The organism is Corynebacterium sp. HMSC074C11, from assembly GCF_001809455.1.
In the GTDB taxonomy this organism is placed as follows: Bacteria; Actinomycetota; Actinomycetes; order Mycobacteriales; family Mycobacteriaceae; genus Corynebacterium; species Corynebacterium amycolatum.
The window spans coordinates 133,223-156,417 of record NZ_KV797740.1 but is presented as its reverse complement, the minus strand read 5'-3'; the positions used below and the strand labels follow the sequence as shown (position 1 = coordinate 156,417).

Genomic DNA, 23,195 nt, shown 5'->3' with positions numbered 1-23,195 from the left:
GTTGCCCTAAGGTCTCGATTTGTGTGCCCTTTTAAGTGAATCCACACTTCTTGACCTGGGAGTTTCTAATCTGAAGCCCACACAAATCGAGACTTTAGGGAAAATGGCCCGAATTTGAGGCTTATTTGTTAATCCTGAATACGAAAACAACGTTTAACGCCATTCACAAGGGGTGTTTTGACGCAGACTCGCATGTTTGGTGGGCTTCAGATTAGAAACTCCCAGGTCAGATTCACCCAAAAGCCCGAAAATGCCACCAAACATGCGAGTCTGGGTATTTTGGGCCTGTTTTGAGCCCTTTACCTGGTGCGCATGGGAACTATATTGCAGGCGTGGCTGAAGTGACGCATGGGGCGTACCAAGTAACCGGGGTGCACCAAGTAACCGGGGTGCTGGCTAGGCAGAGCCCAACCAACCCAAACCAACCCACCCAACCCAAACCAGCCCAATCAGAACTACAACTCCTGCTCGCGCTCAGCGTAGCCAGCCTCAGCGGCATCATAGGCCGCAGCCCACCAGGACTCGTTGGCGCGATACCAGTCGATGGTCTCGGCGAGGCCTGCGGAAAAGTCTTGGTAGCGCGGCTGCCAGCCAAGGCTGCGGATGGATGCAGGATTAATCGCATAACGACGGTCATGCCCCGGACGGTCAGTGACATGAACGAAATTGGATCGCTCACGCCCGAATCCCTCCAGGATGTCTCCGACCACGTCGAGGTTGGAACGCTCACCATCGGCACCGATGAGGTAGGTCTCCCCCACCTCGCCGAAATCCAGGATTGTCCAGACCGCATCGTTGTGGTCATCGACGTGAATCCAGTCCCGAATATTCTCGCCGGTGCCGTACACGCGAGGGCTACGACCGCGCAGCAGACCACAAATCTGCCGAGGAATCAGTTTCTCCGGATGCTGCCGCGGGCCGTAATTATTCGAGCAGTTACTAATAGTCGCAGCCAGTCCAAAGCTACGCACCCAAGCCCGGACAAAGTGGTCCGCAGACGCCTTGGAGGCCGAATAGGGGCTGGAGGGTTTGTACGAGGTGGCCGTCGTAAAGCGTGCTGGGTCGTCGAGAGCGAGATCGCCAAAGACCTCGTCTGTGGAGATGTGGTGGAGGCGAGCATCGTGGGTGGCGCAGGCCTTCGCCAGATTCACAGTGCCCATGACGTTGGTGGTGACGAAGGGATCGGCATCCACTAGCGAGTTGTCGTTATGGCTCTCGGCGGCGAAGTGGACGACGGCGTCGAAGCGGGGCACGAGGCGATCGATCAGCTCCGCGTCACGAACATCGCCGCGGATGATCTCACAGTCCGCGCCTTCCAAGCTCGCAGGGTTCGCGGCATAGGTGAAAGCGTCCAGCACCGTGACATTCACATCCGGCCGCGTGGCCAGAGTACGGAGGACAAAGTTGGAACCAATAAAGCCGGCACCACCGGTGACGAGAACACGCATGGAAGCGATTCTAGTTCACCCGGCGATACCGGCTTGTACAAGTATGAAAGCTTAGTTCAGGCCAGCGTACGAGTGCAGACCCGAAACCACCATATTGATGAAGAAGAGGTTGAACACCATGGTCGCGAAACCGAAGATATTAATCCACGCGGCTTTGGTATTACGCCAACCCGAGGTCGCGCGAGCGTGCAGGTACAGAGCGTAGATAATCCAGGTAATCAGAGCCGTGGTCTCCTTCGGATCCCAGCCCCAGTAGCGGCCCCATGCGGACTCCGCCCAAATAGCGCCCAGCACAATGCCCAGACCGAACAGCGGGAAAGACCAAATAGCGGTGCGGTAAGCAATTGCATCCAGCTTCTGCGCGTCCGGCAGCGGCGCGACCAGCTTGCCCAGGAAACCCTTTTCGCTGCCCTTGCGGTTGTACATCCGCAGCATGTAGAGAATCGACGCGACACCGGAAATCAGTGCAATACTGCAGCCGATAGAAATAATCGAGACGTGAATCGGAATCCAAATCGACTGCAGTGCCGGCACCACTGGAGCAGCCTCAACATATAGGTTCTTACCCCCGTAGAACATCAGCGCCAGAATCGGTGCCAGCATCCACGGCCAGAACACGCGCATGGCCTCACGATGCAGTACGCCAGCTGCAATTGCCATAGCAAAGAGGATTGAAACTGATACGTACTCGTAGAGGTTGCCCCACGGGAAACGCTGCACGGCCAGGCCACGCAATAGCACCGATGCAAAGTGCACGGCTACACCGACGTAAATCAGCATTTCCGTCACAACGCCGAGTCGGTTCGTCAGCGCTTGGTTCCTAGGCTCGCTTGCCGACGCCTTCGTCTCCGACTCCCCCGAGTCAGCGACACTAGCGGTGGTAGCTCCATCACCAGCACCGGCGGCTACCAGCTCGCGCTCCGCAACCTGGCTCTTAGCTTCAGCGGTCGCGATACGACGGCTGTAGTAGGCAATGGATACAACAAAGGCCACAAGATAAAAGGCGAAGGCCGTGAAGTACGACCAGTCCGAAAACTGCGCCAGTGTCTTATTGACGAGCATGTACTTGGCTCCAAAAATGTGGAATTAGCGGAATACTTCTTCAAACCCTAGTACTAAAGCGGGACTAAGCAAAAGGGGACCGGAGACACGGGGGACGCAAAAAGTTGCGCGGAGGCGCATTTTCCGCCTCCGCGCATTCAGCCTGTGGCAGGGATGGACCAGGCTTAGTGGTCAGTTAGCTTTTGGCCTTGTTGTCCGCGCTCTCGTTGGTCGCAGTATTGTTGTCGGCAGCATCCTCGTCATCACTGTCACGTTCCAGGATGTCGTCAACGATGTACTGGAACTCCTCGCCCCAACCGGCCTTGTCAGTGCGGGCCAGGCCACCGAACTCAACGCGAGTGCGGCCATCTTCCAGCGGGAACATGCGCACCCAAACACGCCGGCGTTTAATACCCAGCGACATCACCATGCCCGCCAGTGCGGCCACAGTTGCCACCAGCACCCAGAACTGCGTGGGATCGTGCGAAACCTGCAAGTTGACGAATTCCTTCGCACCGAGGAATTCAATCTTGGTGCCGTCGGCAAGCTCGGTGGATTCGCCCTGTTTGAGGTTGACGCGGGCTTCCTTAGCCAGCTGACCCGAGTGCATCAGGTCGCGGTCGAGGGAGAACAGGCCCTGCGAGCGACCAGTGTCCAGGCCCGCGTCGCCACGGTAGATATCGACAGCCACCGCCGGGTCTTGCATAGCCGGGTAGGAGGACTGCAGCAGAGCACCCTCTTCACCAGTAAACTCCGCGGTCGGAGCGAACAGGCCCTCGATTGCAATCTGGTTCTGGCGGCGCTCGAACAAGTCCGGGTACATGCCCGCTGGTGGGTCGAAGCGCAGCGCCCCAGAGGACAGGAAGAAGGTCGGGTCATCCGGGCGGAACTGGACAATCGACGTACGCGACTCACCATTCGGCCAGGTCACCTTAAAGGCCGGGGCAAAGCCGTGCCCCTGCAGGTAGACGCGGTCACCGGCGATGCGCAGAGGGTGGTTGACCTGCAGCGTGGTCTTCTCCCACTCATCGACAGGCTTACGCATATCCTCTTCTTCTGCGAATCGGATGTGCGAGGTGAACATCTTGGCCTGGCCGTTCGGCAGGTAATCGGCGGCAAAGTCCTCCACCTGAATACAGAACGGGTTCAGAGTCGTACCGTCGAAGGTGTTGCCCGAGCGCAGCGAGTCATAGTTTGCCGCTGCGGTGTTACAGAACGGAACGCCCACCGCGCTGTTGACGTTGTCATCAGAAATTTCGGTGCCGGTGTTGGTCAGCAAAATGACCTGGCCCTCGTAATAAATCATGCGGCCCAAGCCGACGATGATAATCAGCAGCGCAATGCCCAGGTGGAATACCAGGTTGCCGAACTCGCGCAGGTAGCCCTTCTCTGCAGAAAAGGAGCGTGCCCCGGCGCGGTCTTCATCTGCTGGGGTTTCGGTCAATGCCCACTTGTTCAGGCGCTCACGCACCCGCTTAGAAACTTCGTCCGCGGGGGCATCGACGACGGCTTCGTCGTGAAGCGGAAGACGCGCCAACCGTTTCGGCGCCCTAGCCGGCGGCGTTTTCATGGCCTTGTAGTGGTCGATGGTGCGCGGAATAATGCAGCCGACCAGGGAAATCAGTAGCAATGCCACGATGGCGACGAACCAGACGGACGAGAAGACATCGAAAAGCTGCAGCTTATCCATGATCTCGGCGGTCTTGCCGTTGGCGGCAAGATACTGGTCGACCTTGTCCTTATTCAGCGAGCGCTGCGGCAACAGGGCACCCGGAACCGCTGCGAAAGCGAGAATGAACAGCAGAATCAGCGCCGTGCGCATGCTGGTCAACCAGTTCCAGACCTGCTGGAAGGGCTGTCGTACCTTATTCCAATTCACCGACATCGAAGAAATCTTTCACTAAATTGGCGTTACCGTATCAGTAATAAAAGCGGCCTGAACCCAGGCAACAAAAACATCCCACAGTCCCGTGACCAGGGCAATTCCGACCAGCACCAGCGCCACACCACCGATGAGCTGAATGGTTCGCGAGTGCTTACGCAGGAAGTCCACTCCCCGCATCGCACGTGCCGACCCCAGCGCCACCAAAATGAACGGCAGCCCCAGCCCCAGGCAGTAAGCGATAATCAGCGCCACTCCCCTGGCCGCAGTCATGCCCTGTGTACCTGCGGACACCGAAATAATTGCAGTCAGCGTCGGGCCCAGACACGGCGTCCACCCCAGCGCGAACACCGCGCCGAGCAGTGGCGCTCCCAGCCAGGTGGTCCAGCGCTTCGGCGCCATGCGGGTGTCTTTCTGCAGCGCTGGCACCATGCCCATGAAGGCAAGCCCCATCACGATGGTCACCACGCCACCGACAATCGTCAGCGTGCGCGCCTGCAGACGCAACGTGGACACGAGCCCGAAAATCGAGGCCGACCCCAGCACGAAAATGACAGTAAAGCCCAACACGAACAGCAACGCGGCCAGGCCGACGCGGGCTGTTGAGGAACGCTGGCCACGACCTCCATCGCCGTCATGCTTATCGACGGAGGTTGCGTCCGCAACTCCCGTCGTCACGCCGTTGCCCTGCGCCCCCGATGCTCCGGAAATACCGGTGAGATAGGAGACATAACCTGGCACAAGCGGGATAACGCACGGGCTAGCGAAGGAGACGAGACCGGCCAGTGCAGCGGCGAGCAGCCCCAACACAATGGGACCGCCGGTGGCGACGTCGGCGAACTGCTGGCCGATGCCATCGGCAAAATAGATCGTGTTCATGGCAAAAGTTCCCATGCCGGGGCCTAGCCCTCCGCCTTCACTTCATCGACAGCCTTCATCAGCATCGTGTGATCGACCTCGCGGAGGAATACCTTCGCCGGGCGGTGCTGCTTGTCCAGGATGATGGTCGTCGGAATCACCGACGCCGGGATGCCGCCGAGTGCACCGGCGTTGACGAAAGCCGGGTCATAGATCGACGGGTAGGTGATGCCGTTGTCCTTCACAAAGTCGATTGGAGCTTGGCGGACGTTGTCGCGGACGTTAATGCCGAGGACGGTGCCGATTCCCTGCTCTTCCATCTGTTCCTGAACGTACTGCAGGTCATCAGACTCGGAGCGGCACGGTGCGCACCACTGGCCCCAGGCGTTCAGAACCACAATCTGGTCTTTGAAGTCATCAAGAGAGATTTCCTTGTCATCGTCCTCGAGAGAAGGACCGAAGACATTGCCGACCGGCTTGCGCTCCTCTGGTGCGTAGTCAATGATTTGCTGACCACCCGGAGAAACAAACTCGAACTGACCGCCAACGGCGACGGCGTCGTGTCCCACCGACTCTCCGGGGTTACATGCCGCGAGCGACAGAGACAGAGTTGCTGCCACCAGCGTTGCTGCAATTCGGGACGATGAGACCTTGGCCACCTGGGTGCCACCTTCCGGGGTCAGTGAAACTTCAACAAAACTATTTATTCACCTTACAGGTGACTTGCCGGCTCACTGTAGCGCACGTCGACAATGGTGTCTCCGACGAAGATTAAGGAGGTCACGCTCGCCAGATCACACTGCCTGTTTGCCGGGTTGTGCGCGAGCTTCAAGTACCGCGCACGACGCTGAGCGGCAATGATGCACAGCTGGTGGGTCACCAGCACCGCTTCCGCTCCCTCGGCGGCCTCGCGGGCTCGCTCGATGGCATGGAACATGCGGTCCGCAATCTCCTCGTAGGGCTCGCCCCAGCTGGGCACGCTCGGACGACGCAGCCGTGGCCAGTACTTCGGATTCCACAGTGCGGAGTCAATGCCCTTGATGTGCAACCCCTCAAAGGAGTTACCCGCCTCTAGCAAATCTTCATCCAGGATTGGCTTCGTGCCGATTACCTCGGTGAATGGCCGTGATGTTTCCTGCGTGCGCTGCAGTGGAGAGCAGGCGAAGTAGCGGATGTCGTGGCCTTCGAAGGACGAGGCCGTGGCCGCTGCCTGGCGCTGACCACGCTCTGACAGGTGCCAGCCGGGCAGACGTCCGTAGAGAATCTTATCCGGGTTATAAACCTCGCCGTGGCGGACGAGATGCACAACCGTGGTCTTGGCGTGCTTTGTCGCACGCTTAACTGCCTGATTCTCCGGCTGTACCGGCTGCGCGGCCTGCGGTGCTGCCTGCGGTGTGGCTTGCTGTGCTGCCTGCTGCTCGGCCTGCGAATCGGTCTTGTTCGACACGTGTCACCTACTCCGGCTTGGCGGCTGCCGCCGCCTCGGCCGCGCGGGCTGCTGCACGCTCGATGATTTCGAAGTCGGCGTCGGTGAGTGCGGCGGAGACGAACCAGGTCTCGTAGCAAGAAGCCGGCGGGTAGACACCATTGGCCAGCAGTGCGTGGAAGAAGGCCGGGTAGCGGAAAGTATCCGCTGCCTGCATCTGCTCAAAGTTGTGCCCCTCACCCTCGGCGAAGCGCGGCGATAGCATCGTGCCCGCACGCTGAATGTGGTGGGCCACGCCCTGCTTGGTCAGGGCATCGGACAGAATCGTGGCCAGGCGATCTGCGTTGGCCGCAACGGTGTCATAGACATCCCTCGTGGCGTTTTCCAGGTTGGCCAGGCCAGCTGCCATAGCGACCGGGTTACCGGAGAGTGTGCCTGCCTGGTACACCGGACCGTTCGGAGCCAGGTACTCCATGATGTCGCGGCGACCGCCGAAGGCAGCGGCCGGCAAACCACCGGAGACGACCTTGCCGAAGGTGGTCAGGTCACCGGCCACACCATCAATGCCGTACCAGCCGTTGTAGGAAGCGCGGAAGCCAGTCATAACCTCATCGAGGATCAGCAGAGCGCCGTCTGCGTGGCAGACTTCCTTCAGCTTCGCGTTGAAGTTGTCCTGCGGTGTGACGGTACCCATGTTGCCCGCTGCCGCCTCAGTGATGACACAGGCAATCTCGCCCGGGTTCTCAGCAAATGCGGCCTTGACCGCCTCAATGTCGTTGTAAGGAACAACAATGGTGTCTGCAGCCGATGCACCGGTGACACCCGGCGAATCCGGCAGACCGAAAGTAGCGACACCAGAACCGGCCGATGCCAGCAGCGCGTCCACGTGACCGTGGTAGCAGCCGGCGAACTTGATGATCTTGGAACGGCCAGTGAAACCGCGAGCCAGGCGAACTGCGGACATGGTGGCCTCAGTGCCGGAGTTGACCAGACGCACCTCATCTACCGACGTACGCTCAACGATGTGACGAGCCAGATCGGTCTCAGCCGTCGTCGGAGCGCCGAAAGACAACCCGCGAGTGGCGGCACTCTGAACGGCCTCCACCACTGCCGGGTGGGCGTGGCCCAGAATCATTGGACCCCACGAGCAGACCAAGTCCACATATTCGTTGCCATCAACATCCACGAGACGAGAGCCCGCGGCGTGGTCAATGAAACGTGGGGTGCCACCGACGGAACCGAAGGCGCGGACCGGCGAGTTCACGCCACCCGGCGTCACTGCCTGAGCCTGCGTAAAGAACTCTGCCGAACGCTCGGTGAGCTCAACGTTTTCTGGGACATGAGGAGCATTAATGTCTTGAGTCACGGTGACCATCGTAGACGGCCACTCGGATTAAGGGCTACCCTGCCCTACCAACGTCCCAGCTTCACCCTGAATAGATGCTTCCTGCGGGACGACACTCGACGGGAACGCCAGTCGATCCACAAGCTGGAGAAAATCATCAATAGCGATGCCAGGAGCGGGTGAATCATACCGGTCATACCCAGCAGGATGACTGCAACGTTGTAGAACCACGCAAAGTAGATGTTGGAGTCCATCATCCGCACCACAGCACGTGCGATTTCAATGGCCTCCGGAATCGACAACACGTTGTTGCGCAGTGCCACGACATCGGCGTAATCGACATCAAGATTCTGGTTGCCTTCGGTGTTGTCCATCAAAACACCCACATCAGCGGCACGCAGAGAGTCCCGGATGTCCTTGTCGCCAACCATCACGACTGTCTCACCGTCACTGTGGACCGAACGCACCGCAATGGCCTTGCGGGAGGCAATGATGCCCGCGAATACTCGCGAGATATTCAGCCGGTCAGCGAAACGACGAGCTACTGGGTACGGATCTCGCGTGATCATCATGGTGTCCACGCCCATATCCTCCAGCTGGTCAATGCTCTCGACCGCATCGGGCTTAATGTCCTCACCAATGGTGATAACACCACGGACCTTGCCACGCCACGACACCACCATCGGTGTACCGCCACTGAGCGCAGCCACGGCCATTTTCTCGCTGAGTGCAGTGAGATCACGTGGACGCCAAACACGCCCCTCAACAAAGCGCATCTCCAACTTGTCGTCGGAGTCCTTCACCGGAATCTCTACCTGGCCAACGAACGCACCGTCTTCCGCAATTGCGACATGCACGGTCTCAATCCAGTGCGGCACCTCGCCACCGCCGGAACCGGCGTCGCGGGATGCACGGCACGCGCGCACGATGGCCGCCGATGCCGGGTGGTTGCTCTCCATCATGAGAGCGCCCGCCACACGCAGAACCAAATCCGGATTTTCATTGCGCTCTGCGGCGACACCGAGCACGTGGGTGTCACCCTCGGTCAGGGTTCCAACTCGGTTAAAAATCACCACATTGGCGGTAGCCAACTTCCGGAAAGTCTCATTGCCACGAATCAAAATTCCGTTACTAGCACCGGCCAGAATCCCGATGCGCTGCACGGTCGACGTAGACATTGCCAATGCCACCGGCGCGATGCCCGAGAGTATGGCCAGCGCCACCGCGAGGGCACCGCTCATCGTGCCCGTCGCCAGCCACCAGCCGCAAAATGCCACGCCTGCCAATGACAGCGTCCACGGCACCAGCTCTGATGCCGAGTGCACTGCGGTCTGGTGCATCACCGTTTCTTCTCGAACCGCTTGACGCAGCCAGCGCGCTATCGATGACGCCCGGGTCTTGAAACCGGTGCGCTCCACGCGCACCTTGAGCTCCGAATCCAGGTTGATTGCGCCGGCCCAAACCTTGGAGTTGACCTTGACCTTCTGCGGTTCAACGCCAATACCGAGTAGCTGTGCATCCATCGTGGACGCACCACCGATGACTGAGCCATCGACCGGAATCACCGAGTGCGGTGGAACCACGATGTCATCACCGATATTGAGCTCGGCGACCGTTACCTCCACTCGTTTCGGCTCCGCGGATTTGGCGCTCTTGCGCACGACCGTCACATTTCGCTCAGCTGGAATGCGCAGGTTGCGCAAAATCTGTCCAGTACGCACCTTGTTGTAGCGCGTAAACATACGGCCTGTTAGCAACAGCACGGTCAGGCCGCAAGCAACGTCGAAAAACACCTCTGCCGAGGCGCTTTCCCGGTAGTTGAAAGCAAACCACGTGGGCGCAGTGGTATATCCAATCTGTCCCGCGGGACCAAAGATAAGCTGCGCCAGCGACCACAGCCACGCCAGCAGAATGGCAATGGAGCTCGCCCCATCCAGCGCCGACATCCGCCGACGCAGGGACGCCGCCATTGCCCGGTGGAACGGCCAGCCACCCCACCACACCACAATCGTGGTCAGCACAAGGCACATCCACTGCCAGCCCGGGAACTGCCAGTTGACGTTCAACGACGTCACCAGCACCGGAATCGATAGGAACAGGCTGCCCCAAAAGCGCTGCTTGGTCACCAGTTCACGCGCCGTGAACAGTACCTCCGCACCGCCGCCGCTTCGGCGCAAGGCCGCTTCACGACGGCGAATGCGCTCCTCCTCATTCTGTTGAGCGGCAGCCGGAACAGCGGGACGGCGATGTTGTGACACATCCAGCCGAGTTGCACGACGACGAAGCGTGCTGCGCGTGAGGTACGACTCGACCCCGATTTCGCGGAGAGCTTCGATGAACTGATTCGGATCGATGGTATCGGGCGCTGTAATCCACGCGCGTCCGGGCTTGTAAACCACAGAGGCTGTCACATCTGGAAAGGATTCCAAAACATGCTCAGCACGCTCAGCGCTCTCGGCGTTTTCCAAGTTTTCCAGGATGAGTGCGAAAGCTGTGTTGGACTGGCCTCTGCGGTGTGCAAGCCGCTGATGGGCACTTTCTTCGTCGATGTCCTGACGGCTTCGTGGCAATGCCTTACGAGCAGCGACCTTGGCATCCACAATCGCCTGTTCAACGCGATTGTCCAGAGAGAAATCAAACTCACCGGTGTCACTCATGGCCTTTGAAACTTTCCGTCTAATCCTGTGGCTGATTGGCGCGCGTGAGCGCTAATTCACGATAGAGCAACAGTAGTCCACACGCCATCGCCAGGCTGGGCACGATAACCCATACAGTCAGCGCACCGGCCATAATGGCAAAGAACATGGCGAGAGCCGTGACAATCACCATGATGAGCAGGCAGTTCCGGGAGAGTTTGAACTCAGTGGCCGTCGGCAAGCAGCCGCTACCAATGAGCGAGCAGACCAGCGTCACACCGGCGACGATGTAGATATCGCGGCCAACGGCAGCGGGAGCCTGCGAGTAATCTCCGGTGACCAGTATCAAGCTCAGGACAATCTGGGCGATGAGCGCGACGAAGAGCACCCACTGCCAGGGCCGACTCGGCAGGGACATCATTGCTTGGACTCCTCAGGCTGCTTGGGCTGCTTGGGCTGTGACTGGTCCAGCTGCTGTTGCTGCTTTGTATCAGCGCCATGCTTCGACGCTCCCGGCAGATGCGATTTCGGCGCGGACGGAGTCCACGGTTTCGAGGGGCGCTGATGATTGAAGTAGTCCTTGGACTCCTTCGAGGCGGCGAGCACCAGGCCAGCTACCGCGGCAGTGGCAGAGGCGATTCGCACAATTCCGCTGATAAGAACAAGGGATGATGGCACTCCCGATTCTGAAGCCGTAGAAGAGAAGAAGGACATCAGCGCCGACAGTGCCAGGTAAAGCGAGCCGATAACCAGCACGGTGCGAGCACCTTCGCTCCCCTTGCGCATTCGCTCGATGATGGCGAAGAACGCGATGCAAAGCCCCACTGCGAAAAAGAACGCGATAACGATACTCGCCTTCATGGCGGCATCAATCTGGCCCTCGCTGAAACCCGGGAAATTCTCCTTAGCGGTTGAGGGGCTCATCAGCATTTCCGGATGCAGCCAGTAGGTCACCGTGGCTACTGCAGCGAGGAGCAGCTGCAACACGGCCGTAACCCGCCACGCCTGCCTAGCTCCCTCGACCTGCTCGGGAATTGCGGGCTTCTTCTCTTCTTTAGTCATCCGTCCACTTCTCGATGTTTATTACTGCACGTTCGCCTCAGCGAATTAGAACTGGGCGCGCAGCTTCTTCGCCAAGTCCACCGCTGCGTAGGTCAAAATCTGCTCCGCACCGGCACGGCGAATGCTCAGCACTGCTTCCATCATCGCAGCATCCAGGTCAATCCACCCGTTGGCGGCAGCGGCGTGAATCATCGCGTACTCACCAGAGACCTGGTAGGCAGCAACCGGCACCGGCGAGATGTCTGCGACCTCGCGCAGGATGTCCAGGTAGCTCATGGCCGGCTTGACCATCACCATGTCCGCACCCTCGTCAACGTCGAGCTGCACTTCGAGCAGGGACTCACGACGGTTTGCAGGATCCTGCTGGTAGGTACGGCGATCGCCCTGTAGCGAGCTGCCCACGGCTTCACGGAATGGACCGTAGAAGGCGGAGGCGTACTTTGCCGAGTACGCCATGATGGAGACATCCTCATGGCCAGCGGCGTCCAGCCCCTCACGAATAGCGGCAATCTGGCCGTCCATCATGCCCGACGGGGACACGATATGTGCACCGGCGTCGGCTTGGGCAACGGCCATCTTGACGTAGTTAATCAGCGTGCGGTCATTCTCAACGACCGTGTTGCCGAAGCGATCCGTGCCCAGTACGCCACAGTGGCCGTGGTCAGTGAACTCATCCAGACAGGTGTCGGCCATGATCAGAATGTCATTCCCGAACTCGTCGCGGAGACGACGCAGAGCGCGGTTGAGAACGCCCTCCGGATTCCAGGATTCAGAGCCCTCGCCGTCCTTATCCGCATCGAGCGGGACACCGAAGAGGTCAACCGCCGAGATACCTGCCTCAACAGCCTCGCGCACAGCTTCCACCAGGGAGTCTTCGGTGTGCTGCACTACCCCGGGCAGGGAGCTGATTGGCTTCGGCTCATCAATCCCATCTGCAACAAACATGGGAAGGATGAGATTCTTCGGAGTCAGTGTCGTCTCTGCCGTCATCGCACGCATCACCGGGTTGGTGCGCAGCCTGCGTGGGCGACGAATCGGGAGAGGAAATCCAAACTGTTCGAGATCGATTTCGCGGGATGATTCAGAAGCTCCAGATGTAGTCATAAAGACAACCTTAATCAAAACGCGAACTCGCCCCGATTCGCCCTGGTTTAGGCCTTGGTTTTACGCGAACGACGACGCTTTTTGCGCGGCGGTGGCAGTTGCCCTGCAGCCCGCAATTGCGCAACATGCTCTGCCAGCGCGTCCACCAGCTCCGGGATGCTTGCCCGCTCCGGCACGACATCTACACGCAGACCGTACTCGCGAGCCGTGGCTGCGGCCATCGGCCCGATGCAGGCAATGATGGTGCGAGCATGCGGCTTACCCGCGATGCCGACCAGGTTCTTCACCGTCGACCCCGAGGTAAAGCACACTGCGTCGAAGCCACCGGACTTAATCATGTCGCGGATGTCCGCACTCGGTGGCGCTGCCCGCACGGTACGGTAAGCGACCACATCATCGACTTCCCAGCCCAGGTCAATCAGACCGTCGACAAGCACGTCGGTGCCGATGTCGGCGCGTGGCAGCAATACGCGGTTGACCGGATCGAGATCCTCGATGTACTCCGGGAACACGTCGACGATGCCCGCGGCGTTCTGACGAGTGTCGTCCGGAAGCAGCTCCGGGGTAATGCCGAGATCACGGATGGCAGCAGCGGTGCGATGCCCGACGGCTGCGATGCGGACTCCAGCGAACGAGCGCGCGTCCAAGCCGAATGCCTGGAACTTCTCCCACACTGCGGTGACAGCGTTGACGGAAGTGAAGACAACCCACTGGTAACGGCCGTCGACAAGCCCCTTGATGGCGCGTTCCATCTGCGCTGGGCTACGTGGTGGCTCGATTGAGATGGTCGGGACCTCAATCGGGATGGCGCCGTGCCCAACGAGACGAGCACTCATCGGCCCTGCCTGCGCCTTGGCGCGTGGGACCAGCACCTTCCATCCGTAGAGGGCCCGGTTTTCCCACCACGAGTACTTCGAGCGATTGTCCACACCCTTGCCAAGCGTAACCACCAGCGGACCGGTCAGGTCACCCGAAAGCTGCGCCAAGGTGCCCAGCGTGACGTCGTAGGTGCGCTGCAGACGAGTAGTACCGTTGACAGTCACCGACACCGGCAACGCCGACGGCAGACCGCGTTCACCGAGTTCGGAGGCAATCGCGGACAGGTCATCCTGCACGGCCTGCAGCACCAGCGGCTGCGGTGCCTGCGCCAACTCGTCCCAGTCCACATCGGCGCGACCGAGATCGGTCTCCGTGTACGTCGAACCCAACGCGATACCGGCAAATGCCGGGACGGTGGAGGGCACGGACATACCAGGGACGATCTGGAACTCAACCTCGGCGTGCGAGACCTCGTTGATTTCGGCCAGCAGCGAATCGTTGGTCAGCGGATTTCCGGCCACCAAACGCACTACGTCATTGCCTTTGGCTGCTTCTTCGACGAGCAGGGCGGCCATCTTCTTGGGATCGTCGATAGGCTCGCGCAAATCTGCGGCGGTCGGCGGTGCCGGACGCGGTGGCTTACGACGAGATCCCTTGGCCTTGGCTGCGGCGCACATGCGCTCGTACTCTTCCTCGGCTTCCTTCAGCAGCTTGGGAGGAACAGGCACATCGGTTGCGACGAGTTCTCGAACCCCCGGCATGACATCGGCGTCGACGTAGGCGATAGCGGTGTCTGCGAGAATCTCACGGGCGCGAAGCGTCAGCAGGTCGGGATTTCCAGGACCAGCGCCGACGAACAGGATGCGTCCCGTTGCTGCGGGGAGGGAGGTGTTCATCGTTGCGGAGTGATTTCTTTTCTATTGGTTGTTCACTTTTCGTGCCGATGAGTCACTAAGGAAGAAAGCGGACATGCGCCAACACATGTGAGGGGCAGGTAGACACCTGAATCTCACATGCGAGCACACGAAGGAAACCCTTATCCCAACGGCATGCATACAGGCCTATTAGCATAAAGGGTTTGAGCCAAATTAACTAACCGGCTACTTTTGAGATTCCCGCAGGGTATCGCCCATTACCTCATGAGCACCCTGTTCAAGCAGGGCCGCCGCAACCTTCCGGCCAAGCTCATCGGCCTTATCCACGGTTGCGGTAGCGGTCTCGAGCAACTGGCGCGATCCGTCGACTGCGAACACCCCCGCCCGCAGGGTGAGTTCACCGCTATCGCTCACGGTTGCGTAGGCCGCAACCGGGGCGGTGCAGCCCGCTTCCAGCTCATTGAGTACAGCGCGCTCAGCGACAGCGCGGGCATGGGACACCGGGTGGTCAATCTTCCGCAGAATATCCACAATTTCGCGGTCAGCAGTGCGACACTCCAGCGCCAGGGCGCCCTGCGCCGGGGCCGGCATGAGGACGTCCACGTCCAGGGATTCCGCAATCTCTCCGAGACGCCCCGTACGCTCCAGTCCGGCGCGAGCCAGAATGACAGCGTCCAAGTCCTCAGAGACGCGCCCCATGCGGGTTTCGATGTTTCCACGCAGTGGTACAAGTTCCAGGTCGGAGCGCAGCGCACGCAGCTGAGAGACACGACGCGGCGCGGAGGTACCCACTCGAGCCCCCTCAGGCAGGTCCATCAGCGGCGTGGCATCGCGGGAAATCAGCGCCTCTCGCGGGTCGACGCGCTCCGGCACGGCTGCGACCATCATGTCGTCTTCCGGCAACGTGGGCAGATCTTTAAACGAGTGCACGATAATGTCGCACACCCCCTCGCGGAGTGCATGACGCAGCGCCTGGGTAAAGACACCGATACCAATCTTTTCCACCGGGTCGTGGCGGTTATGGTCACCGGCGGTCTTTACAATCACCAGCTCTGCAGGCTGCCCCAGCTCAATCAGTGCATCACGGACGTGGCCGGCCTGTGTCGTGGCCAGTTCCGAGCCCCTGGTACCGATACGAATAGTCGCTGGGTCAGGCATGTTTCCCTCCGGGTGTTAATTTTTGGTGGTTTCAGCAACGCCTTCAATGATGGCACTACTGTCAAGACCATACTGCTCAAATCCCTGCATCCGCCCAATTCGGCCCTCAACCATGAGATCTGCGGGGATATCGGTGTCAGCATACAGGCCAGAGGGCGTAGATAGAGGCAGGTCGAAGAGCTTCTGCAGCGCAAGCGCGTAGTTGCCGCCACCCTGCTGGCTAGAAAGCTTCTTGACCTGCACCGTTGGCGCGTGCAAGAGCTTATCGACGACGCGGCGAACCGTGGACTCGACTTCGCGACGTTCCTTTTGCGTAAGACCTGGTGTCTTCGCCTCCAGGCGAGCGAGCTCAGCCGCCGCCACATCTGCCGCACGCTCACGCAGAGCGCGAACAGTCGGTGCTACCTCGCTTGCACGCTGCGCCGTGAGGTAGGACTCCAACTCTTCGGCCACAATGTCGCGCGCTGCAGCCTCATCATCACGGCCCGGGACCTCCGTGCGAGTCATCTGCAGCAATTCGATGTTGAATAGTGCAATCCCCTCAAGCCCGGAGACATCCTCCGCAACGTCGCGAGGCATAGACAGGTCGACGATGGCGAGCGGGCCGTGGTCGATGACATCAGCAGCTGAAACGACGGGAGTCATGGCCCCAGTGGCGCTGACGAGAATGTCCACATCATCGAGGACATCGGCGAAATCATGCAACGCAATAGCAGTAGCGGGGATGCCTGCTTCGATGGAGTGGTTGGCCAGGTTCTGCGCCCTGTCAACGGTGCGGTTGGCAATAATCAGACGGTCAATACCGCAGCGCCCCAGGTAGCTAGCGGCCAGCGAACTCATCGCACCGGCGCCGAGGATCAGAGCCGAACGTCCGGCCAGGATATCGGTACCCTCAGCGACGTCAACACCAGAGTTGAATCCGGGTTGCAGTGCAGCAACCGCCTCGTCGATGGCCACGGAGACCATCGATGCGCCCGCGTTATCAATCAGCGTTTCGCTGTGGACTCGCTTGCCTGTGTGCAGCGCCTTCTGTGCCAAGTCATGCAGCATGCGACCGACTGTGCCGGCTTCGTCCGCTTCCTGGTAGGCATTGCGAATCTGACCGATAATCTGCTGTTCGCCCAGCACCATCGAGTCGAGACCAGCACACACCGAAAAAGCATGCTCCGCCGCAGCCTGTGCATACCGCACATAGAGGTGCGGCGTCAGTTCATCGAGTTCGAGCCCAGTACGACCGACAATTTCACGGACCACGGCCGATAGCCCGGAGTGGAAGCCGTTGGCCACCACGTAGTACTCAACGCGGTTACAGGTCGACAACAGCATCGCTTCGCTGATCGCTTCATCCGCAACCAGCCGAGCCAAAATGGCCTCTCGCTCAGTTTCACCGACGGAGACCTTTTCAAGAAGGGTCACCGGTGCAGACCGGTACGACATTCCGACGAGAAGCACACTCACCGCTCAATCACCGCTCTATTGCTCCTTCACAGGCCCCGCTACGGGCTTTTTCACACAGCTATGACTGTTAACGCTAGACAACTCTGCCATCTCGTCACAACAAAGGCATACTTTACTTAGCCTCTACCTCGATGTTCGCAGCACTCCCCTGCTTCTTTGCTGCTACTTCACATTCTGCCATGTCTCCGCAGCTCCTAGCAGTTCGGCAGAGTTGTCTCCCGAACTTATTCGGCTTCCGCTATCGCTTCCAGGAGTTCATCGTCATCGATTTCCCAGCAAGCGATTTCCTCATCATTGACCAAAATCACCGGTACGCGATCGCCAAATTCCATGGCCAAGTTCGGATCGGTATCGACATCTTCTACCTGGAACTGCGCATTTTGGCCCCGAACCAGCGGCTCAATCTGCGCAATCACTCGGGCGCACGAACCGCACGTCTTCCTACTCATCACCGTCACAGTCACCATAACGGCCAGTCTAAAGGTCGACTGTTTCGCTTTACGACGTCCCCCTCCCCACACTTCCCTGCAAAAGTGACTCTTCTTATCCTTGCCCCATCCGCTCCTTGAATCTCAGCGCGCGGCTTTGCCTAAAGAGCGGATACTATTCAACAAGAGCTTCCGATAACGGATATCAGTTGCATACACCGTGGAAAGAGATTTTCGTACCGTGAGTGAGTTCAGTGCCAACAACCGCTCCCCCTTCCCCATCGACATGCTGGGCGACCTTGCTTCCTCGCAGGGGAACGTCCGCAACTTCCTCGAGCAGATAGTTCTCGCTCCGCTCAATGATGAAGCACAGGAGGAAGCTGGTACTGCAGCAGCTGCCAATGCGCTGGAAGCTCTCGGCGAGGTCTACGACGTCGGCGGCGAAGAACTGGCTACGGGATTTCGCAGTGTAGCGGGTGCCGAAGATGCCGCTGGCGGTGCACGTGTGCTCTCGCAGCCCATTCCGGGTGTCGAACGAGATCAAGGCGCAGCCGCTTTCTTCGACGTGGACAACACGCTTGTCCAGGGCGCATCAATCTTCCTCTTTGCCATGGGGTTGGTCGAGCGCGGGTTCATCAAGAAGCGCGATTTGGCCGGGATGATTTGGAAACAGCTTAAATTCCGAATCTCGGGCGCGGAAAACGCCGCCGACGTAGCTAAGGCCCGCGAACAGGCATTGGAGTTTTTCGCCGGCCACGATGTGGATGAAATGGTCAAACTCGGCGAAGAGATCTTTGAAGAAAAGATCAGCGACCGCGTTTACCAGGGCACCCGCGATCTGGCGGAATTGCATATCCAGGCTGGCCAAGAGGTCTGGCTGGTCACCGCCACCCCGGTGCAGCTGGCCCAGGTTATCGCTAAGCACATCGGGCTGACCGGCGCCCTCGGCACAGTCGCCGAGGTCAAAGATGGAAAGTTCACCGGCCGCCTGGTAGGCGATATCCTCCACGGCCCGGGTAAGAAGCACGCGGTAGCAGCTCTGGCGGCCTCCTCCGGGTTGGACATGTCTCGCTGCACGGCATACTCAGATTCCGCCAACGACATTCCCATGCTGTCCATGGTGGGCACCGCCGTGGCCATCAACCCGGATCGCAAATTGCGGAATTACGCCCAGAAGATGGGTTGGACGATCTACGACTACCGTCACTTCCGCTCCGTAACCTTCGCCACGATGCGGTGGCTCTCGATCGGAGCACTACTGGCAGGAGTTGCTGGGGGCGCGGGACTCGTCGGCAAGCGACTGTGGGACGCGAACAAGGAAAGCTAAGCGCTGCTAGAAGTACTCGAGAGTAGTGACCGCATTTATGACAAAAATGGCTCGAAAAATGACCTGAAAGTGCCATAAACTCGCACAGTTTCACATTTGCAGCCCGCGATCTTTTGCTACTTAATCCGTACTCAGCAGCTCCCCCCCCCCAACGACAAAACCCGCCCTATCTCAACGAGACCGGGCGGGTTTTGCTTTTAAAACGTGTACGCGACGCAGCACGCGCGCTCCTGCGATAACGGCAGGAATGCTGGCTTACTTGCCGAGCTTACGACGCTGCACGCGGGTACGGCGAAGCATCTTGCGGTGCTTCTTCTTCGACATGCGCTTGCGACGCTTCTTAATGACGGAACCCATCGGCTCGACCTCGCTATTCGTTGACGGAAATTTCTTTTCTTGCACAATGGCGGCGTACTCAATGCGGCCTTACAACCGCCGAGATGTCACGCCCTTTTTCCTTCCGCCTTCACAGCTAGATACTTCATGACTTGAAGACGATAGGAAACAGGGGCGCAGCACAGCACCATGTACTAATCGGATTAATCATAGCGGGGACATATGCGTTCAGGTCAAACAGCCCCGCTTAAAAGGCAGAAAAAATTAACCCGCGTTGTAGAAAGAGGAGTCCAGGTATTCCTTGACTGCGGACTCATGGACGCGGAAAGAACGGCCAACGCGCACTGCCGGCAGCTCGCCAGCGTGAACCAGGCGGTAGACGGTCATCTTGGATACGCGCATGATGTCAGCAACTTCCGCAACGGTCAGAAAGGTGCCTTTATCTGCATTCTGCATTAGTTAATATTCCCTTCAGCGCACGCGACGCGCTGCAGGCTTCCCCTCCTGCAGAAAATCGTGACACGCACGTGCTTTTCATATCCTACCGGTAGGCAAGGTACCGGTGCGATTTTTGATAAAAAATAGGGGCATTGGCGAATGGTGTGACAGTTGTGACTAGCCCATCGTCCCTGCGTATCGGATTAGCTACTGCCCCTGGCCATTTCCAATGCCCCAAATATTGGGGTTACTTGTACACCCGCGACCACTCGGCGAAATACTTATTTACCCATCTCATTGGCCTTGTCATAGCAAGCCTGCAGCGCGCGATGCACCGCGCGGCGAATACCCTCTTCCTCGAAAACTCGGGTGGCCGCTGCCGTTGTACCGCCCGGCGAAGTGACATCAGCACGCAGCGCAGTCGGGTCCGCACCTTCCTGCATCATCATCTCGGCCGCACCAGCAGCCGTAGCCGACGCCAGACGCTTAGCCTGATCACGTTTGAGGCCCAGATTCACACCCGCATCGGTCATCGCCTCGACAAACTGGAAGAAGTAAGCCGGACCAGAGCCCGAGACTGCAGTGACTGCAGACATCAGCGACTCATCGACAACCTCAACGCTGCCGACCTTCTCCAGTAGTCCGACAACCTCGTCGGTCTGGCTCTCCGTGACAAAGCGACCCGGCGCGACTGCACAGACTCCCTTGCCCACCAGCATCGGGGTGTTCGGCATAACGCGGATCACCGGAGTGCCGACAGCACAGACACCTTCCATCTTGTCCAGTGTGATGCCAGCCGCCATCGACACCACGATGGTGTCAACTTCAGAGTCATCGAGCACGTCGGCAATCTGCTCGAGCATGTCGATAATCAAGTACGGCTTTACGCACAAGAACACCACGTCGGCACCGTCGACGGCCCCTACTGGGTCATCGGCATCGACAATGCCGTAGGTCTCCTTCAGACCGGCCAGGCTCTCCTTGGTTCGCCCCACCACATAAATCGAGGAGGGCGAGACACCACCGTCGATGAGACCACCGACGAGTGCGCTACCAATCTTTCCGCCACCAATTACAGCAATTCTTGTCATGGACGCTAAGTGTGCCAAAACTGGCCCACACATGCGAATGCAGGGACCGGAAAACTTCGCTTCCGGCCCCTGCATCAGGTGATGATTATTTTGTTGGCCCCACTACAACTGAAAGAGAATCCAGGGGCCAAATGTCAGTGCCAAACCGACAAGCCCCGCGAGAATCGGTGTCAGTTTGTCCTTCTCACGGCGCAGGTAGTTAGCCATTCCCGCGAAGCCACCAGAGACCACGAGAGCCATGATGACAACCACGATTTTTGGCAACGACGACCAGGCCATGGTGAAGCCCAGGAACACCAATGCACCAGCAATCAGACCCACGAAGACCTGAATCAGCAGCAACGGCACCGAGAGGGAATTGTCCTCGGCGTAGCCATCACGCGCGGCGACCTTGCCCTTGGAGCTCTTGGGTTCCTCACGCTTAACGACGTCCCGGGGCTCCGACTGCTTCTCGTCAGCTGCGACCTGGGTCGGTGTGGTCTCGGCCTGTACGTCTTCTGGCTGTGCTACTTCAGGAGTGACAGCGGCTGCCACTGCCGCCTCGGAAGCGGCCCCGGTATCGGCGTCAGCGTCGGCAGCCTCGAAGGTATCCGTTTCCTGAACAGCTTCAGTCTCACCGACTGCGTCTGCTTCTTCCACCTGCGGCAGCACACGGGTTTGTTCTTCCGGAGCTTCTGTTGTTTCGGCCTCAGCAAGCTGTTCACCGTCGACGTCATCCGATTCCGCGGATGCCGCAGCCTCTTCGTCGACACTGCCCTGGACAACCGGAATGGAGGCAGTCGGACGGTCGTCGTAAGCGTTGGAACCGGTGAGTACTGCACGAGCGACTGGCCCCGGCTCCCCAATCTGCTGCGACTCGTCTGCCATGTCACGCAGTTCGGTGAAGGTGTAGGTAATCTCCGAACGCTCGGAGTTGACCATGACCGGACGGGGTTCCATCGGAATTGCCAATGGCACTGCAGTGGCTGCTGGCTGCGTAGTTGGCGTGCTCGGCGCAGCTTGTTCCTGCTGCGGAGTTGCCGGAGCAACCGGAACAGCCGGAGCAGCCGGTTCTTCGGCAACTTCGTCAGCTTCGACGTCAGCGACCTCGGCGTCAGCCTCAATTAATTCCGGCTCGTCCTCTTCCGGAGCAGCAGCTTCAGCCTCGGCCTCAGCTTGAACCTCATGCTCCGAAGAATCCGCCTCTTCAGCAACTATCACTGACTCAGCAACGGCCTCCGAGTGCTCCGGAGCTTCTGCCTCCGGTTCGGATGCCCGTGCTTCTTCGGTGCCGTTGGTCGCAGCTTCGTCGGCAAGCAGATCGCTCGTGGTCGTCTGACCGTCGTCTGCGTTGGAAAGAGCGTGCGCACCGCGTCGTGGTTCGCCGGCCTTAACGCGAGGGATTGAGCCAGTGAGTTCCTGAACGGACACACCGCCTTCTTCAAGGCTGCGTCGACGGCGGCGCCGCGGTGGTTCAGAGGGGGCTCCCTCCTTCTGCCGCCGCGCCAGCAGTTCGGCAACGGTGAGCTTTTCCTCGCTCATCTCAACCCTTTCCGTATAGGTCACTGTCCAGTCGTCGGAAGATAATGCCCTCGCGCAGAGCCCAAGGACAAATCTCGACCTTCTCTAATCCCAATGCTCGCATACTAGCCTCCGCAACGAGAGCACCTGCGACAATTTGGTGAGAACGATTTGCACTAACACCCTCAAGTTCAGCACGGTCAGCCGCCGTCATGCGTGAAATAAACGCAATCAACTGACGCAAACCAGCCGCAGTCAGGGTGCGCTTAACGCGCGGACCAGCAGCGGAAGGAGCTGCACCGGTCAGGCGGGCGAGAGTACGGAAGGTCTTCGAGGTAGCGACAGCCAAGTCTGGCTCACCAAGCGTGCGCAGATGACGAGCCGGCTCAGCGAGCTCAGCATCAATGTAGTCGCGCAGCAGGTCAATCTTCTTACGCTCCGGCGGGTCGGTCTCGAACCACTCGTGGGTCAAACGGCCCGCACCGAGCAGCAGTGAGTACGCGGCCTCCGGATCCTCATCGGTACCCGACGTCAGCTCGAGAGAGCCGCCACCGATATCCAGGTTGATTAGACGACCAGCAGACCAGCCGTACCAGCGCCGTACTGCCAAAAAGGTCAGACGAGCCTCGTCCTCACCGGAGAGAATCTGCAGCTTAATGCCAGTTTCCTTCTCGACGTGAGCGAGTACTTCGTCCGCGTTGGCGGCATCGCGAACAGCCGAAGTGGCGAAGCTAATCATCTCTTCGCACTTCATCTGCTCAACCAATTCCTTGGATTCAGCGACGTAGCCCGTCAGCTTGTCAATGCCCTTCTTGGACAGGTTGTTGTCCTTATCCAGGTACTCGACCAGCTTCATCGTCGACTTGGAATCGCTCATCGGAGTCGGATGTCCGCCCCGGCGGGCGTCCACCATCACCAAGTGGACGGTATTACTACCTACATCTAATACACCTAATCTCACTC

Annotated in this window: 21 protein-coding genes; 1 reads left to right on the top strand and 20 read right to left on the bottom strand. The window is 59.2% G+C overall.

What is annotated here, in order from left to right; translation table 11 throughout:
* Window positions 1-455 precede the first annotated feature (455 nt).
* The 15 genes from rfbB to HMPREF2614_RS08905 form a co-directional block, all read right to left on the bottom strand.
* Window positions 456-1,448 carry a dTDP-glucose 4,6-dehydratase gene (gene rfbB / locus HMPREF2614_RS08975; RefSeq protein WP_070560766.1) on the bottom strand — a complete coding sequence of 331 codons (993 nt, stop codon included), beginning with the start codon at window positions 1,446-1,448 and terminating at the stop codon, window positions 456-458.
* A 51-nt stretch (window positions 1,449-1,499) separates the two neighbouring features.
* Window positions 1,500-2,510, bottom strand: a complete 1,011-nt coding sequence (ccsB, locus tag HMPREF2614_RS08970; RefSeq protein WP_070560764.1) for a c-type cytochrome biogenesis protein CcsB — start codon at window positions 2,508-2,510, stop codon at window positions 1,500-1,502.
* A gap of 175 nt (window positions 2,511-2,685) precedes the next feature.
* Window positions 2,686-4,374 carry a cytochrome c biogenesis protein ResB gene (locus HMPREF2614_RS08965; RefSeq protein WP_070560761.1) on the bottom strand — a complete coding sequence of 563 codons (1,689 nt, stop codon included), beginning with the start codon at window positions 4,372-4,374 and terminating at the stop codon, window positions 2,686-2,688.
* A gap of 15 nt (window positions 4,375-4,389) precedes the next feature.
* Complete coding sequence (locus HMPREF2614_RS08960; RefSeq protein ID WP_070561002.1) at window positions 4,390-5,250, bottom strand: cytochrome c biogenesis CcdA family protein; 861 nt, start codon at window positions 5,248-5,250, stop codon at window positions 4,390-4,392.
* Between the two features lie 23 nt (window positions 5,251-5,273).
* Window positions 5,274-5,888 (bottom strand): TlpA disulfide reductase family protein, encoded by a 615-nt coding sequence (locus HMPREF2614_RS08955; RefSeq protein WP_038627561.1) that lies wholly within the window; start codon window positions 5,886-5,888, stop codon window positions 5,274-5,276.
* Between the two features lie 53 nt (window positions 5,889-5,941).
* Window positions 5,942-6,676 carry a histidine phosphatase family protein gene (locus tag HMPREF2614_RS08950; protein ID WP_370547486.1) on the bottom strand — a complete coding sequence of 245 codons (735 nt, stop codon included), beginning with the start codon at window positions 6,674-6,676 and terminating at the stop codon, window positions 5,942-5,944.
* Window positions 6,677-6,683: 7 nt separating this feature from the next.
* Window positions 6,684-8,030, bottom strand: coding sequence for a glutamate-1-semialdehyde 2,1-aminomutase (gene hemL, locus HMPREF2614_RS08945; protein WP_049180753.1), 1,347 nt, complete (start codon window positions 8,028-8,030; stop codon window positions 6,684-6,686).
* A 35-nt stretch (window positions 8,031-8,065) separates the two neighbouring features.
* Window positions 8,066-10,657 carry a heavy metal translocating P-type ATPase gene (locus tag HMPREF2614_RS08940; protein ID WP_038627557.1) on the bottom strand — a complete coding sequence of 864 codons (2,592 nt, stop codon included), beginning with the start codon at window positions 10,655-10,657 and terminating at the stop codon, window positions 8,066-8,068.
* A 19-nt stretch (window positions 10,658-10,676) separates the two neighbouring features.
* Window positions 10,677-11,057 (bottom strand): hypothetical protein, encoded by a 381-nt coding sequence (locus HMPREF2614_RS08935; RefSeq protein ID WP_038627555.1) that lies wholly within the window; start codon window positions 11,055-11,057, stop codon window positions 10,677-10,679.
* Entirely contained in the window at window positions 11,054-11,698 is a 645-nt protein-coding gene (locus HMPREF2614_RS08930; protein ID WP_070431982.1) for a hypothetical protein, read from the bottom strand. The genes HMPREF2614_RS08935 and HMPREF2614_RS08930 overlap by 4 nt, the downstream gene beginning before the upstream one ends.
* 45 nt (window positions 11,699-11,743) lie before the next feature.
* Complete coding sequence (gene hemB / locus HMPREF2614_RS08925; protein WP_038627551.1) at window positions 11,744-12,802, bottom strand: porphobilinogen synthase; 1,059 nt, start codon at window positions 12,800-12,802, stop codon at window positions 11,744-11,746.
* 47 nt (window positions 12,803-12,849) lie between these two features.
* Window positions 12,850-14,517 carry a bifunctional uroporphyrinogen-III C-methyltransferase/uroporphyrinogen-III synthase gene (locus HMPREF2614_RS08920; protein ID WP_070560758.1) on the bottom strand — a complete coding sequence of 556 codons (1,668 nt, stop codon included), beginning with the start codon at window positions 14,515-14,517 and terminating at the stop codon, window positions 12,850-12,852.
* 204 nt (window positions 14,518-14,721) lie between these two features.
* A complete protein-coding gene (hemC, locus tag HMPREF2614_RS08915) occupies window positions 14,722-15,654 on the bottom strand; it encodes a hydroxymethylbilane synthase (RefSeq protein ID WP_038627547.1) in 933 nt (310 codons plus the stop codon).
* A 15-nt stretch (window positions 15,655-15,669) separates the two neighbouring features.
* Window positions 15,670-17,112, bottom strand: a complete 1,443-nt coding sequence (locus tag HMPREF2614_RS08910) for a glutamyl-tRNA reductase (RefSeq protein WP_038627546.1) — start codon at window positions 17,110-17,112, stop codon at window positions 15,670-15,672.
* 224 nt (window positions 17,113-17,336) lie between these two features.
* On the bottom strand, window positions 17,337-17,579 hold the full coding sequence (locus HMPREF2614_RS08905) for a glutaredoxin family protein (protein ID WP_070560756.1): 243 nt from the start codon (window positions 17,577-17,579) through the stop codon (window positions 17,337-17,339).
* Window positions 17,580-17,742: 163 nt separating this feature from the next.
* On the opposite strand from HMPREF2614_RS08905, the gene HMPREF2614_RS08900 reads away from it, so the two are divergent.
* On the top strand, window positions 17,743-18,867 hold the full coding sequence (locus HMPREF2614_RS08900; RefSeq protein ID WP_038627542.1) for an HAD family hydrolase: 1,125 nt from the start codon (window positions 17,743-17,745) through the stop codon (window positions 18,865-18,867).
* Between the two features lie 255 nt (window positions 18,868-19,122).
* Here the strand turns inward: HMPREF2614_RS08900 and HMPREF2614_RS10955 are convergent, their stop codons facing one another.
* The 5 genes from HMPREF2614_RS10955 to HMPREF2614_RS08880 form a co-directional block, all read right to left on the bottom strand.
* Entirely contained in the window at window positions 19,123-19,224 is a 102-nt protein-coding gene (locus HMPREF2614_RS10955) for a 30S ribosomal protein bS22 (protein ID WP_003855542.1), read from the bottom strand.
* 243 nt (window positions 19,225-19,467) lie between these two features.
* Complete coding sequence (locus tag HMPREF2614_RS08895; protein ID WP_005509751.1) at window positions 19,468-19,659, bottom strand: helix-turn-helix domain-containing protein; 192 nt, start codon at window positions 19,657-19,659, stop codon at window positions 19,468-19,470.
* Window positions 19,660-19,922: 263 nt separating this feature from the next.
* Window positions 19,923-20,732, bottom strand: coding sequence for a pyrroline-5-carboxylate reductase (proC, locus tag HMPREF2614_RS08890; RefSeq protein WP_070560754.1), 810 nt, complete (start codon window positions 20,730-20,732; stop codon window positions 19,923-19,925).
* Between the two features lie 102 nt (window positions 20,733-20,834).
* Complete coding sequence (locus HMPREF2614_RS08885; protein WP_070560752.1) at window positions 20,835-22,253, bottom strand: hypothetical protein; 1,419 nt, start codon at window positions 22,251-22,253, stop codon at window positions 20,835-20,837.
* A 1-nt stretch (window position 22,254) separates the two neighbouring features.
* Window positions 22,255-23,193: a Ppx/GppA family phosphatase gene (locus tag HMPREF2614_RS08880; RefSeq protein WP_161798944.1), complete on the bottom strand. Its 939-nt coding sequence runs from the start codon at window positions 23,191-23,193 to the stop codon at window positions 22,255-22,257.
* Window positions 23,194-23,195 lie beyond the last annotated feature (2 nt).

Coding starts and splice junctions, on each gene's coding strand:
- rfbB (WP_070560766.1), bottom strand. CDS start 1,448: ATGCGTGTTCTCGTCACCGGTGGTGCCGGCTTTATTGGTTCCAACTTT.
- ccsB (WP_070560764.1), bottom strand. CDS start 2,510: ATGCTCGTCAATAAGACACTGGCGCAGTTTTCGGACTGGTCGTACTTC.
- HMPREF2614_RS08965 (WP_070560761.1), bottom strand. CDS start 4,374: ATGTCGGTGAATTGGAATAAGGTACGACAGCCCTTCCAGCAGGTCTGG.
- HMPREF2614_RS08960 (WP_070561002.1), bottom strand. CDS start 5,250: ATGAACACGATCTATTTTGCCGATGGCATCGGCCAGCAGTTCGCCGAC.
- hemL (WP_049180753.1), bottom strand. CDS start 8,030: ATGGTCACCGTGACTCAAGACATTAATGCTCCTCATGTCCCAGAAAAC.
- HMPREF2614_RS08940 (WP_038627557.1), bottom strand. CDS start 10,657: ATGAGTGACACCGGTGAGTTTGATTTCTCTCTGGACAATCGCGTTGAA.
- HMPREF2614_RS08935 (WP_038627555.1), bottom strand. CDS start 11,057: ATGATGTCCCTGCCGAGTCGGCCCTGGCAGTGGGTGCTCTTCGTCGCG.
- HMPREF2614_RS08930 (WP_070431982.1), bottom strand. CDS start 11,698: ATGACTAAAGAAGAGAAGAAGCCCGCAATTCCCGAGCAGGTCGAGGGA.
- hemB (WP_038627551.1), bottom strand. CDS start 12,802: ATGACTACATCTGGAGCTTCTGAATCATCCCGCGAAATCGATCTCGAA.
- HMPREF2614_RS08920 (WP_070560758.1), bottom strand. CDS start 14,517: ATGAACACCTCCCTCCCCGCAGCAACGGGACGCATCCTGTTCGTCGGC.
- hemC (WP_038627547.1), bottom strand. CDS start 15,654: ATGCCTGACCCAGCGACTATTCGTATCGGTACCAGGGGCTCGGAACTG.
- HMPREF2614_RS08905 (WP_070560756.1), bottom strand. CDS start 17,579: ATGGTGACTGTGACGGTGATGAGTAGGAAGACGTGCGGTTCGTGCGCC.
- HMPREF2614_RS10955 (WP_003855542.1), bottom strand. CDS start 19,224: ATGGGTTCCGTCATTAAGAAGCGTCGCAAGCGCATGTCGAAGAAGAAG.
- HMPREF2614_RS08895 (WP_005509751.1), bottom strand. CDS start 19,659: ATGCAGAATGCAGATAAAGGCACCTTTCTGACCGTTGCGGAAGTTGCT.
- proC (WP_070560754.1), bottom strand. CDS start 20,732: ATGACAAGAATTGCTGTAATTGGTGGCGGAAAGATTGGTAGCGCACTC.
- HMPREF2614_RS08885 (WP_070560752.1), bottom strand. CDS start 22,253: ATGAGCGAGGAAAAGCTCACCGTTGCCGAACTGCTGGCGCGGCGGCAG.